Below are 16,547 nucleotides of genomic sequence, written 5' to 3'. Positions count from 1 at the left end.
TTAATACATTCCATGCCAATGATATGGAGCTGGGTAAGGCATTGGCGGCATCGGATGCATTGGATGCGGTCCTATCGGTTGATTGCAAGCATTACAAAAAGGATGTTGTTGCACTGGTAAAGGCATTGGTGCTAATTGACTACATCCGCATGGAGATGACTGTCCCGTATGAGCCGGGTACATAGTTTGAGGATATGACCAATCTGAATACGGAGCTGGCGCTGCTGGCATTGGCCCTCTATCTGTTGGTGATATTGGTCGTGACTCCGGCATTGGCGTTGACTTAGGCTTTGCTTCTTTTTTCACTTCAGGTTTTGCTTTAGGTAACTGAAGAGTTGGCGATTCAATCGACGGCATTAACTCTGGTCCGGACAGCGATGGAAAATGTAATTCCGGTGGCGCCGGTGGTGAGTAGAATCCAGGTGTGCTATCTTTTTTACTCGTTGGAGACTCCATCTTCTTATCCATCTCAGGAACACTCGGGCGTGCTGATGGGCGATAATGATTAAAATGTGTTGACTCTGGTACTGGTAATTGTGTCATTGGCGGTTGGTGCGGCATCTGATGCATTTGCCCCATGTGAACATATGGATAGCAATCTGCATCGTAAATCGGAAGCCATCCGCATGGGATTCCAATTACAGTATATGGATAAGGTTGCATTGGAAACGGTGGCATGGGTGCTTGTGCTGGCGGCGGTGTCGGTGCAGGTGTTGGCTTATGTTGCGTTTGCTCCACTTTCGGCATGGTAGCTTTCGGCGGTGCTTCTATCGATTCCTCTACCGGCTTCGAAGTCACTTTCGGTACTTTCGGTGTGGCCGGTATCGGCATAGGTTCTTTCGGCGCTTGAAGTGCTTCTGTTAAGGAAATAGGCTGTGCCACTGGCGCCTTTTCTACTTTTTTAACACTTTCGACCTTCTTCACCTTAGTTTCACTTGCACCTGTCTTAGCACTTTCACCTATCGCCTGTACTTTACTCGGAAGAAAAATTTTCATTCCCGGAACTATATAATCTGGATTGGCCAGATGTGCGTTCACCCGTTTTAATTCCTCAAATGAAATTCCGTGTTGCCTCGCAATTTTCCAGAGTGTTTCGCCTCTTTGAACAATATGGACATCCACTAAAAAACTTCCCCCTTCCATCAATCCATCGTATGACTAGACGTCCGCCTGTGTTACGCTTTTTTTCAAACGGATATCCTTTGTCACCATTTATATGCGAGGGAATTATCATTATGCGAAAAACCGACACATCCTCAATTTGGACGTGTCGGTCGTTGTTCGTATGAATAATATGTGCCGAATGAACGGACGGAACAATCTAGTGCTTTTAATTCTTCCAGCGCGCCTTTCATCAATGGCGCCTCTTCGTCTTCCAAAACATCGATGATAAAGAAATAATTTCCTAAACCAGTTTTTAATGGACGAGATTCAATTTTCGTTAAGTTTAATTTTCTCCAAGAAAAGACGGATAACACTTGGTGAAGGACACCTGGTCGATCATCTTTCGGTAACTTAACCATCAAAGTTGTTTTCGGTATTTCCGTATGCCCATGCTTTTCTAATTTCCCTTTTTTCTGAGATAGTACAACGAATCGGGTGTGATTAAAATGAAAATCATGAATATTTTCTTCTGCCATATGTAAATTATATTTCTCACAAGCTAGTTGATTCCCGATAGCCGCAATCTTTTTATCTGGGTTTTCAGAAACATATTTTGCTGCCGCGGCAGTTGAAGTTGATTGAATTAATGGGACCCCTCGATATTGATATAGTAAATATTTATGACATTGGGCAAGCGCATGAGGATGCGAATGAATAGACTCGATTGAATCTAAAGCATTTGCTTGCGCTTGATTGACCATTAAATGTTGTTGAATTGGGATCGATAACTCCGCATTAATAAACAAATCATGTTCATTAAACATATAGTCAATCGTTAGTGGCACGGATCCTTCCAATGCATTCTCTAACGGAACAACTGCATAAGTAGCCCGCCCAGAACTTACAGCTTCCACACAGTCAGGTATAGTAGGTTTTGCAGATAAACCCACTTGGCCAAATAATTCTTTCGCAGCAACGTGCGTAAAGGATGCTTCTGGCCCTAGATACGATATTATCGGTGCATAATCATGTTCACTCAATCCTATTTCCTCCCTTTTACAAAGCTCCCGAGCTAATGACGGAAGCTGATTCCACAAAATCAGGTGATTTCAATCGTTGTAAAAAACTGTCCATTTTCATGCCCATCGTCGTGACATCTAATGATAAGGTAACGTTTGCCCGCCCTTGAACAGGGATTGTTTGGTGTATTGTCAACACATTACACTTCGCTTCTGACACAATGCTTAAAAGTGTTGCAAGAGAACCTTTACGATCTTCCAATTGGATAAAGATCGTTAAGATTCTCTCTCGTGCAACAGATTCAAACGGAAATACAGTATCACGATATTTATAGAAAGCACTTCGGGATAACCCAATGTTTTTCGTAGCCTCTTGAATGGTAGATGCTTCACCTGATGCCAATAGTTTCTTTACTTCAATAGTTTTAAGCATGGATTCCGTCAAGACATCTTCTCTTACTAGATAAAAACGACCCTCTCCTAATCGTTTCATAACATCACTCCAACATTCAACTCGTATTATTCTACAAACTCAAATTCAAAATTTAGAATCCGCACAATGTCACCATTTTGTGCGCCACGTTCACGAAGTGCATCGTCTACACCCATCCCACGCATTTGTCTAGCAAATCTGCGTACTGATTGGTCAAAGTTAAAGTCTGTCATTTTGAATAACCGCTCAATCGTATAACCGGAAAGGACATAAGCTCCGTCATCGTCTCGTGAAATTTCAAAGTCCGACTCTTCCATTTCATGTTTATACAACACCGTGTTTTCACTTTCATCTTCTACATCAGCCAATGAGAATTCAGGTGTCACTTCAATTAAATCAGCTGTTGCAAACAATAAATCATCCAATCCTTGGCGTGTAATTGCAGAAATCGGGAAAATAAGTGCATCTTCATCGAACTTCTCTTTGAATGCTCGTAAATTTTCTTCCGCATCCGGCATATCCATTTTATTTGCGACAATAATTTGCGGACGTTCCGTTAATCGTAAATTATATTGTTTCAATTCTTCATGAATCGTTTCATAATCTTCATATGGATCGCGCCCTTCCATGCCGGACATATCAATTATATGGATAATGACACGTGTTCGTTCAATGTGACGTAGAAATTGATGACCAAGACCTACCCCTTCATGCGCCCCTTCGATTAAACCGGGTAAATCTGCTAGCACAAAACTTCTTCCATCATTTGTTTCAACCATTCCTAAATTTGGAACGAGTGTTGTAAAATGGTAATTACCGATTTTCGGTTTTGCTGCAGATATGACTGAAAGAAGAGTGGACTTCCCAACACTTGGAAACCCAACGAGTCCGACGTCTGCCAACACCTTTAATTCAAGGACAATATCTCGCTCAACACCCGGTTCTCCTTTTTCAGACAGTTCAGGTGCAGGGTTTTGAGACGTAGCAAATCGACTATTCCCACGTCCGCCACGTCCACCACGTGCGATAACAGCTCTTTGTCCGTGTTCCACTAGGTCTGCAATAACCGGGCCATCTTCCCCTTCTGTGACAACAGTTCCAGGCGGCACTTTGACAACCATATCTTCGGCATTTTTACCGTGTTTATTTTTACTCATGCCGTGTTCTCCGCGAGGTGCTTTAAAATGGCGCTGATAACGAAAATCCATTAACGTTCTGAGACCTTCGTCTACTTCAAATACAACGTCAGCACCTTTTCCACCATCTCCGCCAGCAGGCCCACCGTATGGTACATACTTTTCTCTCCGGAATGCGACCATACCATCGCCACCGTCACCGCCTTTTACATAAATTTTTACGTGATCAACAAACATAATAAGTTCCTCCTATCGTCCACGAACTGTGAACGTCCATAAATTCTCTTTAAATTGCTCTTCAATCGTAAAATTCTTGTCTTCGCTACACTTAGCTTCTAGTTTTGGTAATTTGCCCGTCACAGACAGTTTAATTACCCATTCTTCTTTAACAGATAAAATATCAAAATGAGCTTCATACTCTGAAAAAGGATCTAACACATTTTCAACTTGTTTAATCAATTTTTGTAAAGATGAAACGAGGTCGTCATCACTCACATTTGTAATGGGAGCTTTTACATGACATGTTAACAATTTATCAAAAGAAGTATGTATCCACTCGAAAGTTGCTAACCATATTTCTGTTTTTGGTAAACTTAACGAGGATAACAATGCGTGCTGCTTCATTTTATTTGTCGTCGCTAAAATTGTTTTCTTTGCCCGCTCAGTATTCCCTAAATCGATATTCATTAGTATGATTTGGAGGTCGTTTAAAAAGTCATGACGTGTGAACTTCAACGCCTGCGCTATCGTTAGCTGCTCTTCCTTCATAATCCCTCACTCCATCTCTCTAGTTGTAAATATAGTATAGCATTACTTTTCCTTTTTACGTAAAATAAAATGATTCAATGTATGTCTTCATTTCGTAATTAACCGTTTACCATGCGCCTGAGCTTTTTACTAACATGTTTAAACAACATTCATTTGTCCAGAATAACAAAATAAAAAGACTGCATGAATATATATCATGCAGTCTTTATTATAAAGATTTATGCTTCTTGCGCTTCAGCATAAACGCTTACTTTCGTTTTTGAGCGTCCTAAACGTTCGAAACGTACGATACCATCCATTTTTGCGAATAGTGTATCGTCACTTCCGCGACCAACGTTTTCACCTGGGTGAATTTTTGTTCCGCGTTGACGGTAAAGAATCGAACCACCTGTTACGAATTGTCCATCAGCGCGTTTTGCGCCTAGACGTTTCGCTTCAGAATCACGACCGTTCTTTGTAGAACCCGCTCCTTTTTTCGATGCGAAAAACTGGAGATCTAAACGTAGCATGTGTGCCACCTCCTACTTTTTGAAGATGATTTTTATATGTTGCCCATAGTCTTGTTCAATCGTCTGCAAAGAAACAATCATCGCTTTTATAATTAATTGAATGTCATCATTCTCGATTTCATCTTCAGAAAAAACAACTCGTAAGTAACCGCCATCTGTACCTTGGTCAATTATAGGTGTATTCCCTGTTAATGCAATCACAGCATTTAGAGCACCAAATGACACGGCAGACGCGCCGGCACACACTAAGTCTTTTCCATGTTCAGCGAAATGAGCATGTCCAGACATTTCAAATGATTTAATGCGGTCTGATTGCCCTTTTTCAATCTTCACTTTAATCATAGTCGATTATGCGTTAATGCCTTCGATTACAACTTTAGTGTATGGCTGACGATGACCTTTTTTCTTGGCATCATTATTTTTTGGCTTATAAGTGAAAATCGTAATTTTTTTACCACGGCCCTGTTCTACAACTTTCGCTGTAACAGAAGCACCTTCTACGTAAGGAGCACCAACTTTTACGTCGTCGCCGCCTACGAAAAGAACTTTGTCGAATGTAACAACGTCGTTAGCTTCACCAGCTACTTTTTCAACGTAGATTTCTTGACCTTGTTCAACTTTAATTTGTTTTCCACCAGTTTCAATAATTGCGTACATACTTGCACCTCCTCTATTACTAAGACTCGCCTTAAAAGGTGTTCCTATCGGACGCTTATACCTTTTCAGAGCGGTTGTAGCACGGGTGCGCTACAAACAATAACATTAAAATATTATCACGGATAAATTGTTTCGTCAACAGTTATTTCAAAAAAACTGTGAAACCTGCTGGTTGCTCACTTGAATAAGTAAATGTCCTGGACTGCTTCAATGTAAATAGTAGTTTGATTCATTTAAAAACTAGCGACTTACTTCTTTAAATTAAATAAAGCCTTTTCATATTTTCGGTAACGAAACGCGGCAATATTTTGGACTAATAGAAAAAAAGCGAGCACAATATAAGGGATTGTCTCTGGCAATGAAAAGCTGAGCATAATAATCACAATACCGTAAAAAACCATTGAATGAACAATCATCGCTAGTCTTGCCTCGTATTCTTTTCCTTTTTTCTCAATGAATGCACTTAGTGCCTGTCCGCCATCCAGAGGCAAAAAAGGTAATAAGTTCACAGCCAATAAAATAAGTTGAATACGAATTAGGAGATCCGTTGCTGAAAATGGGATAAGTATGGCAAGCAAGAGTAAAAGCAAAGTCGCTACAGGACCCCCAAGCGCGACATAAAAACGCTTGCGACGCCGTGCAGCATGCCGACCTGGAATGGTAAGTTCACCACCGTAAGGCATAATTGTGCATGACCGAACGCGCAGTCCAACCATTTTTGCAGCGACTATATGCCCCGCCTCATGAATTAAAAGAGAAATGAAAACTAACGTATAAATAGATACATTCCCCGATACGAGTAGAAATAAAAAGACTGGGATTAAAATAGGATGTAGACGTAGTTTCATTCCACCGAACCCGATAAATAAGCTGGTAAGAGCGACGCATCTAAATTAGCCCCATCTCGTTTAACCATGAAGAAAAGTGCTTCTTCCTCCATTAATGCGAGTGTATCTCCTCTTTTAACTGACGTATAAGGAAGCTTGCTAAATGAACCTACGAATCCATATGTGACCTCATCCCCGTCGTCATATAGAACAGTTATCGTTTTGCCTGTTTGACGCTTAATACCTGTAAAAATGACGAGTCCATCCCGCTGCGCTTCTATCGCAATTGGCTGTGGATAAGATATGATTACGCCCTCTTTAAACGGTTGCATCGATTCATACGTACCTAATAATGAGTTTTCATAGTTTACCGCTAGCAACTCATCTTCCGGATTGTCCAACATAGAAGCAACCCATTTTTTCATTACCAAAAAGTCTTGACCTGTCGTTACATATTGGGAAACGGGTTTGTGAATGATACCCAGTTCTTCTAGTTTAGTCACCCCTACAATTCCTAGTACGAGAATAAAAGCAAGTAGCCATTTCGTTTTCCATTTCACTGAGATTCACCACCTGTTTTTTGTAGTATATGATGGTGAACATAGAAATAGTATCTCGTTCTAGTTGAAGAAAACTAGAACGACAAAAACCTCTACGTTTCTAAACGTAGAGGTTTTTTATGGCCTGGTTTCGAATGTAAATGTTTTATTCGACGACTAATTGTATTTTACTTACTTAATTATCTAACAAAGATGGACTTTAATTTACTAAAAAATCCATTTCTATTCTGTTCGATTGACATCAATGGTACAGACTCTCCAAGTATGCGTCTTGCGATATTTCGGTAACCTAGTGCAGCGGAATTTGAAGGATCCATCACAATTGGTTCGCCCTTATTCGATGAACTAATGACACGTTCATCATCCATGACGATCCCTAGTAAATCAATCGATAAATGTGTTGTGATATCATTGACATCTAATGCATCATTTTCATTGATTAAGTTACGTTTAATTCGATTAATAATCAGTTTCGGCGGCTCAATGTCTTCTTGTTCCAGTAAACCGATAATTCGGTCCGCATCACGAACAGCTGAAATTTCTGGCGTTGTGACAACGATTGCTCGGTCTGCACCCGCTACAGCGTTTTTATACCCTTGCTCAATACCAGCAGGACAATCAATTAAAATATAATCATAGTCTCGCTTTAACTCTTCGACCAAAACCTTCATTTGGTCTGCGGTAATCGCATTTTTATCTGTCGTTTGTGCAGCTGGCAGTAAAAATAAACCTTCTTCAAATCGCTTATCTTTTACCAACGCTTGGTGAATCTTACATCGCCCTTCAATGACATCAACTAAATCATAAATAATTCGATTTTCGAGACCGAGGATGACATCAAGATTACGGAGGCCGATATCTGTATCAACGAGACAAACCTTCTTTCCTTGGAGCGCGAGTGCTGTTCCAAGGTTAGCTGTTGTCGTCGTCTTACCGACACCACCTTTACCCGATGTTATTACAATTGCTTCTCCCACATTAGATGCCCCCTTTAAATGATGATAAATGTGGTCTTATAATGCGTAGTTCTTGCAAGCGATCAATCGTGATGAAGCCATTTGTATGAATATACGCACATTCCATTTCCGGTTGTTCGGATAGAATTGTTAATTCGTCTGTCATTAACTCCATTTTATCCGCAATCATTAAATGTGTAGCCTCAAGCCATGATGCAGCAATGACCGACTCTGTATTTCCATTGGCACCCGCATGGGCAATTCCTTTAAGCCTACCAAGAACATAGATGCTTCCGCCTGCTACGACACGCGCATTGGGGTTTACGTCTCCGATAACGACTAAGTCTCCTTCAGCTTTGACAACTTGTCCTGAACGAACGATGCCAATAAATGTTTCTGATTGTTTTTCAAGTATTCGTGCATTGCATTCTTCAACTGTTAAAACGTCACTTTGAATTTTTGATATCCGTAAATTAGGTGAACTATGAATAATGTTCATAATTTCCTTTAATTCGCTTTCATTGCAATATCGGTACCCGATATCGACCTGGACTTCCGATAAACCTTCTAATCCACTTTCAGCTACTTTGCTACGGAGTTCCGCTAGCAAATCTGAATAGGCACATTTGTCGTCAAGTCGAAGAACAAGGCCGTCTTTCGTCCCTTTAATCGCTACATATTGCTGTTTCGTCATTGCTGTCACCCCGCATCTTCCTTTACCTTAAATTACATAACATCAGATGATTTATGCAATATTTTCTCTTCAATGATTCTTTTAAAAAACCAACTAAACATTATCACAAATAAAGAATTTGCTAGCATAGTTGGAATGAGCCTTCCTTTAAAAAACTCCTCAAATCCAATAGATGTAACGGAAATTAAACTTGCAAATCCATATGAAAATATTTCTAAAAGTGCAATTAGTAATAAAGTTAATCCAATAACTGTCACAATATGTCTATGGATATAGCGAATAATACCGGACGCTATCAAACAAATTAGCGGATATAAAAAAGCGTATATCCCAATAATATCAATGTAAAAGATATCATACAAGAGGCCAAAGATAATTCCGTATATAATCGCATGCTTACGACTGCCGTAAATCGAAATAAATATGAGGCAAACAATCACAAATCGTGGAACAAGCGTTAGCAAAGCATCTGCATACGTAATCGGAGAAAACAAACTAAATACTGGTTCCATGAAAAAAAGAACTGTAACCATCAAAGGGATGATGGATCGAATCATGATCCATCCTCCCCCTCAGCACCGACAGTTCCATTACCATCCGTTCCTTCAACTGTCACAGAAGTTCGCTTCGTAATAATGACATGGTCTAACATTGAGAACTGTGCAGCAGGTCGGATATAAACCATTTTTGTTAGACCGTAATCATCAGTAGATACTTCGGTGACTTCGCCGATTGGAAGACCTTTAGGAAAAATGCCGCCTAATCCAGAAGATATCACTTTTTCTCCAATTTCAATCTCATAATCAGTATCTATACGCCGCATGATCAATTCGCCTCGTTCACGATCAAATCCTTCAATGAGTCCGAAAGCAGATTGACCATCATTTTCTTTACTTCGTATAACGGCCGAGACGCGGAAATTTCGATTCTCTGTCGAAAGCAATTCTACTGTTGAATGCAAATCCGTAACGACAATAACTTTTCCAATTAAGCCTCTTGATGTAATTACAGCCATATTTTGTTTAACACCATGTTTTGAACCTTTATCTAAAATAATTTTCTCTTCCCACTGATCAGGGTTTCTTGAAATCACTGTTGCATGAATCGGATCATAAGCATTCAAATCTTCTTTTTTACCGATAATTTCGCGCAACTCATTGTTTTCAATTCGAACTTCCGTAAGTTCTGCTTGCACGGAAGCGTATTCATTCAGACGCTCTTTTAAAATTTTATTTTCTTCATATGTATTCAAAATTCCGTCGACATTTCCAATAACCCCTGTAATAAAATGTGTTGGCTTTGAGAAAATCGATTGTCCAAAACCGACAACATCTTTCACAATTCTCTCTGGCAGGGAAGCGTTATGCCGGTCTCTTAAGGTGAATGAAATTAATGCAACGAGGACAATCACGCCTACAAGCAATAAAATCAGTCGTTTATTTGAAAAAAATCGCGGCATTGCCATTATCCTCCCTTAACTATCCGGTTTCAACGGTTTGATAGCCCCCACCCAAAATAGGCAGAGGCACAAACCTTTTTCTTCACTTAATTACCTCGAGCGCGTGCTGATATAAAAATCTTCAAAATCATATCTTAGACGCCCTTTGCTTTTGTTATTTTGCTTGCATTTTTTTGATGATATCAAAATTATCTAAAGCTTTCCCTGTTCCAATCGCTACGGAATCTAGCGGTTCTTCTGCGATGAAGACTGGCATATTGGTTTCTTCAGAAATGACTTTGTCGAGGCTACGTAATAATGCGCCGCCCCCTGTTAACACGATACCGCGTTCCATCACGTCTGAAGAAAGTTCTGGCGGTGTAGTTTCTAATGTTTTCTTCACACCTTCAATAATATGGCTAATAGATTCACGTAAAGCACCTGCAATTTCGTCTGAGGAAATTTCAATCGTTTTCGGTAAACCTGTCAATAAATCTCGTCCACGGATTTCCATTTTCTCTGTTTCTTCCTCAACTTTTGCAGAGCCAATTTCTAATTTAATCGCTTCTGCTGTTCGTTCACCAATAGTTAAGTTATACGTTTTACGGATATACCCTGAAATTGCGTTATCCATTGTATCTCCGCCGACACGAATTGACTCACTTGTAACAATTCCGCCAAGTGAAATAACCGCGACTTCTGTTGTACCGCCACCAATATCAACGACCATACTTCCTGTCGGCTCCCATACTGGTAGCCCTGCACCGATTGCAGCTGCAAATGGCTCCTCAATCGTATACGCATCTTTAGCGCCACCTTGACGGGATGCATCGATTACGGCTCTTTGTTCAACCGATGTAATGCCATAAGGCACACAAACCATCACATTTGGCTTTTTCCAGGAGCCACCTGACGCTTTCATTGCTTCTTTCATATAATGCTCTATCATTGCAGTCGTAATTTCAAAATCAGCAATTACGCCATCTTTCATTGGGCGTGTCGCAATAATTGAACCTGGTGTACGGCCTATCATATTTTTCGCAGCACTTCCTACTGCGACAATTTCACCTGTATGCGTATTTTTTGCAACAACGGAAGGCTCTCTTAATACTATGCCTTTCCCCTTAATAAACACTAATGTATTTGCTGTACCTAGATCAATTCCAACATCTTTAGCACCGAATCCAAACAAAATAAGTTCTTCCTTTCTTCTCAACCGTTTATTACGGTATTCACTAAATAATATACCACATTATAGCGGATTGGCGAAGAAAGTGATAGTGTCACATGTACCCTTTTTCTTTAAGGCTTATGAACTGATGGTCCCCTATGACCAGATGATCTAGTACATCTATCCCCATCATATCACCTGCTGCCACCAATCTCTTCGTCACTTCAATATCTTCAGGCGATGGCGCGGGATTGCCGGAAGGATGATTATGCGCACAAATAATGGAAGCCGCGGAACGTTTTACCGCTTCACGAAATAGCTCCCTTGGATGAACAATCGAAGCGTTTAATGAGCCAATAAAAATCGTTTCCTTATGTAGTACTTCATTTTTAACATTTAAAAATAAAGCAACAAAGTGCTCCTGTTGCAAAGACGCCATATCCGTCATTAAATAGTTTGCAGCATCCTCTGGTGAACGAATGACATATCGCTCTCGAGAGTCCTTCCGATTCACTCTTTTTCCAAGCTCTACAGCTGCTAGGAGTTGAACTGCCTTCGCTTGTCCAACCCCTTTCACTTTCATACATTCTTCAAGTGTTGCATATTGGAAGTCTTGTATTTTATCAAAAGAGGTTAGGATGCGATTTGCTAACGTTAGGACTGACTCTTGTTTTGTACCTGTCCTTAATAATATCGCAATTAGTTCTTGATTGGATAAACTGCTCGCACCTTGCCTAATCAATCGCTCTCGGGGCCTGTCCGCAAGATGAACATCTCGAATCATCATTTGTGGCTTTTCATCCAGTTTCATTCGTCCTTCACACTCCTTTTTAGTGTGATAGCACCAATGTCTTGTAACACTCTTGAAAGTTGTGCGACAGGAAGTCCCATTACTGAGTAATAATCTCCGCTTAATGCTTGCACAAATAATAAACCGCCTGATTGAATCCCGTAAGCACCCGCTTTATCAAAACAATCACCTGTTTCAATATAAGCATCTATCATAGCATCATCTAGCTCATAAAACGTAACTTTCGTCTCCGAAAAAAAGGAATGAGCTTCTCCAGCATACATAATCGCAACAGCTGTAATGACTAAGTGGGTTTGTCCAGAAAGCGTTTGTAAGAACTGCTTTGCCTGTTCTTTATCTTTCGGTTTAGGAAAAACCTTTCCATTAAAACTAACAATCGTATCCGCACCAATGACCGCTTTTTCCACATGATGTTTGGCAATCGCTTTTGCTTTTTCAATCGCTAATTCTGTCACGTACCTGTTGACACTAGATGGGGTAGATTCGACATTCTCTACAACATTACTTTTCATCGTTTGAAAAGGAATCCCCAATTTCTGCAGCAATTCTTTCCGCCTCGGTGATTCTGAAGCTAAAATGATCGGTTGATTCGCTAAAAACTTCATCAATATCCCTCCCTACTTTTTATTGTAACCACTCAGGAAGGTTTTGAAAATTGTACCAAATAACGAATAACGGCAATTTGGCTTGAAAAATCAATTCAAAACGAAATTTTCACACAGTCATTTGTATTCGCATATTTGGACAGTAAGTGTAGTCGAATCACCTTCAAATCGTTGGTAAATGCAGTAATCGTATCGATATGACGAGCTAATTCCTTTGCTTTTTCGTCATCATTTTTCGAAGCCAATTGTTTTATTTTCGCGATATCGTCTGCCTCTAGTACTTCCCAGAGATTTGTTGTATGAACCATATCACAAGAAGTCGGATTAATAGAAAACTCTTTCTTATACGTGCCTTCCTCAAGAATCCCTTCAATTTCTACTTCTGATAAGCCAACAGCAGACCAAACAAAATATTGTCCGTCTGATTGAATAATTGCTGCCGTAGATAAAGACGGATCCTCGGCGATAAAAGTTGCAGCGGACACCGAAGTTGTAAAAGCACCATGTTGCTTCGCATAAAGTGCAAGTGATCCTGTCGTTTTATTAGCTGAAGTATCATTCTCCTTATCTTCGGCAGGTCCAGATGCAGGAATTTCGTTTTCGATTTTATCGACTGTCCGATTCCCTTCCGCGCCGACAAAAATAATCCCGACAACCGCAATGGCTGCAATGCCAATAATGACACCGTGAAGCATCGCCATGAATACTGTAATATTCGAGTATCTTTTTCCAAATTTCATCTCTACCACCCCGTTTTCTTAACAGTAGCAGAATCGAACTGAAAAAAAACAAGACACTTGTCGGCCGTCTCTATAAACTTCTCGACTTATACAAACAGCTTCCCATACCAATCGACAATAAATGAACCCCAAAAATAAACAATCACGGCTGCTGCCGAGATAGAAGGCCCAAATGGAATTGGCGTTTTTCGCCCTTGTTTCGTTCTCTTTAAGAAAATAAAGCCGACAATTGTACCGATTAAAGAAGCGATAAATAAAGTAAGCAATGTCTGCACTGGTCCGATGACTAGACCAATAACGAGAAATAACTTTATATCGCCGCCTCCCATCCCTCCCTTTGAAATAACAGCAATGACCAGCAATACACCAAATCCAATGACAGCCCCTACGATACTACTCCACCAAGGCGTTAATGGCGAAATGAAACGTAACAAGAATAGGACAATACCAAAAGGAAAAAGAATTTTATTCGGAATGAGCATGTACGCAAGATCAGTTACGGTAATGATGATCAGTAGTGAAATAAAGACAATCGCGACAATCAACTCTAAACTTAACCCGAGCATACCGTATGCTAACGCAAAAAGTATTCCGGTCATCAATTCCATAAACGGATAAATAGGACTAATTTTTGCGGAGCAGGTTCTACATCGTCCCTTTAAAAATAAATATGAAAAAACTGGCACTAAATCCAGAACGCCTAGCCTTCTTTCACATGCTGTACAATGCGAAGGCGGAAAAGAAATCGACGCTTTTTTGGGAACACGCAACCCAACAACATTAAAAAATGAGCCGAAGATTAAGCCGTAAATAAAAAACAGAACACCAATTAATAATTCCATTTAATTAGCCTCGACTTCCGAGTAAAATGTTGTAATCTGAAGCATTATATTAATGGTTTCATCCGGTTCTTTGACAGCCAGATCTGCCTCCCCGTCTAGCGTAAATCGAATATCGTCTACACGAATAACCCGTTCAAGTGCCTCAATTTCCTGAATAAAATGAAGTAAATGCGCTTTATCTTTCACATCGACATCCATCTGAAGCGTAAGCAGTTTTAATTGCTTAGGCAAAGCTGCAATATCAATATTAGTTACAGGTATTTCCCCCTTTTCGTCATCCATTTTATCTTTTTCATTTTCCTCTTCTGAATCTACATCTTCAACAAGTCCAGATTGTGAAACGAGCGCATCGTAATCATGAAATATGATTTCATTTATTTTCGCTTCGCTCACAAGTTCAATCTCTTGTAGAGACATTAAAAGCGAACTAATCTCTCTTTTTTCTGGTAGTTTCTTTCTTAATTCAAATTCATGTTCTGTTGCTGCCTTTACATCAGAAGTACTCAATAATTTTTGGTTAAGTTGTTCAATTTCTATTTCAATCGTGTCAATCGATTGAAGCACACGTTTTTTCTCTTCCATTTTCGGATATAGGGTGTAAAAATAAATTGCCCCAACAATGACAAAGGCTAACACAAGAAGTAAGATGAGCAATGTTCGATTTTCTTTGAATGAAATATTCATTTGCCATCACCGCCCATTTTCAAATATTTTAATTCCAACGGCAGGTCAAATGAATTCGAATAGCGATCCACGACATGAAACGTATCCTTTTCATCCCCCCCCAGAACTGGGTCGAACGTTGTGATTTGGTTCACCAAAACATCATCAAAATATTTACTTCTCGTCAAATAATCTACATACGAAACAACTTCTGGTATCGTTTCAAAATCGACCTTTAACTGAACCGCACGCTCCAAAAATGAATATTCACGTAAATACGCATGGGGATCAAGCCCTTTATTCACTTCCACGATAATCGGTGATACCGCATAGGCAATATGCTCTATAAATTGAACAGAAGTTTCCAAGTCTACTTCTTTGGGATTATTTAGCGCTTCGATTTCTGATAATAAACTTTCTCTTTCTAGCGCCAATGTTTGCTGTTCTTGTTCTAATGTTATTAATTGATTGGATAATATCCTAGATTGAACGATAACAAAAATTAGAAAGGCGCAAAAAATAATAGCTATCGTGATAAATAGCCATTTCTCATTGGAACTTTTCCTTTCAGTTTTCGGCAATAAATTAATATCAGGAACCATGACCAGCTTCCTCTCTCAGCGACAAACCAAGTAACGTTGCATGTTCTGCTTTAAAATTCGGATAATGTTGTTTCACGATTTCATTATCGATCAGTCGAATAGGTAATTCTAGCGTCGAACCAATTTTCTCCATAATAAAATCCATTTCTGGATTATCCCCCATCATAACGAGTTCATTTACTGCTTTTTCGCCTTTATGTAATGAATAACGATAAAAATTCAAAATCCGTTCAAGTTCCAATGTTTGATTGGTTAGATGCATTTGATAATCGCTAATTTCGCCTTCATAAAAATACGGGACCGTTGTATTTTCAGGAAGGTAGCGCCAATTTTTCTGTTCCGTTTCAATTGGCTGATAGCGTAGAAAATCAACATTCCCATCCGAATAAATACAAATCGAAACCGCGTTCACAGACCAATCCGCAATTAAGTATGTTTTATGGGCATCTAACATTTGAATATTCTTTAAAAAACGAATGTTACATAACGCACGTATATCCAATACAGCAGGTTCCAATTGCACGTCTTCATACAGACGCATCAACTGCATCACCTCTTCAGAAGGCGCAGCAAACAACGTCGCCACCCCATCATCCGGATCAGCATCATACATATCGATAAGCGGTTGCTCAAATGGCAGATGAATCGTTTCACCAAGTTCCATTTCTACATATTCTTTAATTTCCTGCATATTTAGTTCTTCGGGATGCTCAATCGTTCGCATCAACACAGCATGCCCCGGAACAAAAAAACGCAACTCATGCTTCGAAATATTCCACTCTTTCACAAGCGTTTTCAGTAAGTCATACAAAGCCATTTCATCTTGCACAACCTCTTCTTCAACAAGCCCTGATGGAAGGGCTTGTTCAAATAATAACGTCGTGTCTAACTCACCCTCAGTAAAACTAAGCGCACGTATGTAAAAATCATTTAATTCTATAGAAACAGTACGTTTTTTCTTTTTGAATCGGTTAAACATATGGGAACTCCTTTCAGGAACATTTTTCATAAC

22 protein-coding genes and 1 other annotated feature are annotated in these 16,547 nt (G+C 39.7%); all 22 genes read right to left on the bottom strand.

Features of this window, described 5'->3' with window-relative positions:
* Positions 1-1,122, bottom strand: coding sequence for a LysM domain-containing protein (locus tag AB1H92_RS06150; protein WP_134268489.1), 1,122 nt, complete (start codon positions 1,120-1,122; stop codon positions 1-3).
* 134 nt (positions 1,123-1,256) lie between these two features.
* A complete protein-coding gene (pheA, locus tag AB1H92_RS06145) occupies positions 1,257-2,144 on the bottom strand; it encodes a prephenate dehydratase (protein WP_115361469.1) in 888 nt (295 codons plus the stop codon).
* 16 nt (positions 2,145-2,160) lie between these two features.
* The gene (locus AB1H92_RS06140) at positions 2,161-2,616 is read right to left on the bottom strand and encodes an ACT domain-containing protein (RefSeq protein ID WP_115361471.1); all 456 of its coding nucleotides are present in this window, start codon (positions 2,614-2,616) and stop codon (positions 2,161-2,163) included.
* 26 nt (positions 2,617-2,642) lie between these two features.
* Positions 2,643-3,929 (bottom strand): GTPase ObgE, encoded by a 1,287-nt coding sequence (gene obgE, locus AB1H92_RS06135; RefSeq protein ID WP_115361473.1) that lies wholly within the window; start codon positions 3,927-3,929, stop codon positions 2,643-2,645.
* Positions 3,930-3,941: 12 nt separating this feature from the next.
* The gene (locus AB1H92_RS06130) at positions 3,942-4,460 is read right to left on the bottom strand and encodes a Spo0B domain-containing protein (protein WP_115361475.1); all 519 of its coding nucleotides are present in this window, start codon (positions 4,458-4,460) and stop codon (positions 3,942-3,944) included.
* Between the two features lie 218 nt (positions 4,461-4,678).
* The gene (gene rpmA, locus AB1H92_RS06125) at positions 4,679-4,969 is read right to left on the bottom strand and encodes a 50S ribosomal protein L27 (RefSeq protein ID WP_115361477.1); all 291 of its coding nucleotides are present in this window, start codon (positions 4,967-4,969) and stop codon (positions 4,679-4,681) included.
* Between the two features lie 12 nt (positions 4,970-4,981).
* Positions 4,982-5,311 carry a ribosomal-processing cysteine protease Prp gene (locus AB1H92_RS06120; RefSeq protein ID WP_115361479.1) on the bottom strand — a complete coding sequence of 110 codons (330 nt, stop codon included), beginning with the start codon at positions 5,309-5,311 and terminating at the stop codon, positions 4,982-4,984.
* Between the two features lie 6 nt (positions 5,312-5,317).
* Positions 5,318-5,626, bottom strand: coding sequence for a 50S ribosomal protein L21 (rplU, locus tag AB1H92_RS06115; protein ID WP_075527745.1), 309 nt, complete (start codon positions 5,624-5,626; stop codon positions 5,318-5,320).
* Between the two features lie 12 nt (positions 5,627-5,638).
* Positions 5,639-5,712: a sequence feature (ribosomal protein L21 leader region), on the bottom strand.
* Between the two features lie 162 nt (positions 5,713-5,874).
* Positions 5,875-6,474, bottom strand: a complete 600-nt coding sequence (locus AB1H92_RS06110) for a M50 family metallopeptidase (protein WP_115361480.1) — start codon at positions 6,472-6,474, stop codon at positions 5,875-5,877.
* The gene (locus tag AB1H92_RS06105) at positions 6,471-7,013 is read right to left on the bottom strand and encodes a peptidoglycan DD-metalloendopeptidase family protein (RefSeq protein ID WP_115361482.1); all 543 of its coding nucleotides are present in this window, start codon (positions 7,011-7,013) and stop codon (positions 6,471-6,473) included. Before AB1H92_RS06105 ends, AB1H92_RS06110 begins: the two co-directional genes overlap by 4 nt.
* A 179-nt stretch (positions 7,014-7,192) precedes the next feature.
* Complete coding sequence (gene minD / locus AB1H92_RS06100) at positions 7,193-7,990, bottom strand: septum site-determining protein MinD (protein ID WP_115361484.1); 798 nt, start codon at positions 7,988-7,990, stop codon at positions 7,193-7,195.
* Between the two features lies 1 nt (position 7,991).
* Positions 7,992-8,663, bottom strand: coding sequence for a septum site-determining protein MinC (minC, locus tag AB1H92_RS06095; RefSeq protein WP_115364094.1), 672 nt, complete (start codon positions 8,661-8,663; stop codon positions 7,992-7,994).
* Between the two features lie 32 nt (positions 8,664-8,695).
* On the bottom strand, positions 8,696-9,220 hold the full coding sequence (gene mreD / locus AB1H92_RS06090) for a rod shape-determining protein MreD (protein ID WP_115361486.1): 525 nt from the start codon (positions 9,218-9,220) through the stop codon (positions 8,696-8,698).
* Positions 9,217-10,122, bottom strand: a complete 906-nt coding sequence (gene mreC, locus AB1H92_RS06085) for a rod shape-determining protein MreC (RefSeq protein WP_115361488.1) — start codon at positions 10,120-10,122, stop codon at positions 9,217-9,219. Before mreC ends, mreD begins: the two co-directional genes overlap by 4 nt.
* Positions 10,123-10,276: 154 nt before the next feature.
* Entirely contained in the window at positions 10,277-11,293 is a 1,017-nt protein-coding gene (locus AB1H92_RS06080) for a rod shape-determining protein (protein WP_115361490.1), read from the bottom strand.
* Positions 11,294-11,384: 91 nt separating this feature from the next.
* A complete protein-coding gene (gene radC, locus AB1H92_RS06075) occupies positions 11,385-12,083 on the bottom strand; it encodes a DNA repair protein RadC (protein WP_115361492.1) in 699 nt (232 codons plus the stop codon).
* The gene (locus AB1H92_RS06070; RefSeq protein WP_115361494.1) at positions 12,080-12,688 is read right to left on the bottom strand and encodes a nucleoside triphosphate pyrophosphatase; all 609 of its coding nucleotides are present in this window, start codon (positions 12,686-12,688) and stop codon (positions 12,080-12,082) included. The genes radC and AB1H92_RS06070 overlap by 4 nt, the downstream gene beginning before the upstream one ends.
* Before the next feature lie 95 nt (positions 12,689-12,783).
* On the bottom strand, positions 12,784-13,428 hold the full coding sequence (locus AB1H92_RS06065) for a hypothetical protein (RefSeq protein ID WP_115361496.1): 645 nt from the start codon (positions 13,426-13,428) through the stop codon (positions 12,784-12,786).
* An 86-nt stretch (positions 13,429-13,514) separates the two neighbouring features.
* Entirely contained in the window at positions 13,515-14,270 is a 756-nt protein-coding gene (locus tag AB1H92_RS06060; RefSeq protein ID WP_115361498.1) for an A24 family peptidase, read from the bottom strand.
* Positions 14,271-14,954 carry a hypothetical protein gene (locus AB1H92_RS06055; protein ID WP_115361500.1) on the bottom strand — a complete coding sequence of 228 codons (684 nt, stop codon included), beginning with the start codon at positions 14,952-14,954 and terminating at the stop codon, positions 14,271-14,273. It lies immediately after the preceding gene.
* Positions 14,951-15,535 (bottom strand): hypothetical protein, encoded by a 585-nt coding sequence (locus AB1H92_RS06050; RefSeq protein ID WP_115361502.1) that lies wholly within the window; start codon positions 15,533-15,535, stop codon positions 14,951-14,953. Before AB1H92_RS06050 ends, AB1H92_RS06055 begins: the two co-directional genes overlap by 4 nt.
* Positions 15,525-16,514, bottom strand: coding sequence for a type IV pilus biogenesis protein PilM (gene pilM, locus AB1H92_RS06045; RefSeq protein WP_166739486.1), 990 nt, complete (start codon positions 16,512-16,514; stop codon positions 15,525-15,527). Before pilM ends, AB1H92_RS06050 begins: the two co-directional genes overlap by 11 nt.
* Positions 16,515-16,547: the final 33 nt, after the last annotated feature.

Source organism: Sporosarcina pasteurii, from assembly GCF_041295575.1.
Taxonomy (GTDB): domain Bacteria; phylum Bacillota; class Bacilli; order Bacillales_A; family Planococcaceae; genus Sporosarcina; species Sporosarcina pasteurii.
Note: the sequence above shows the minus strand (reverse complement) of the source record. Positions and strands in the feature narration are given on the sequence as shown.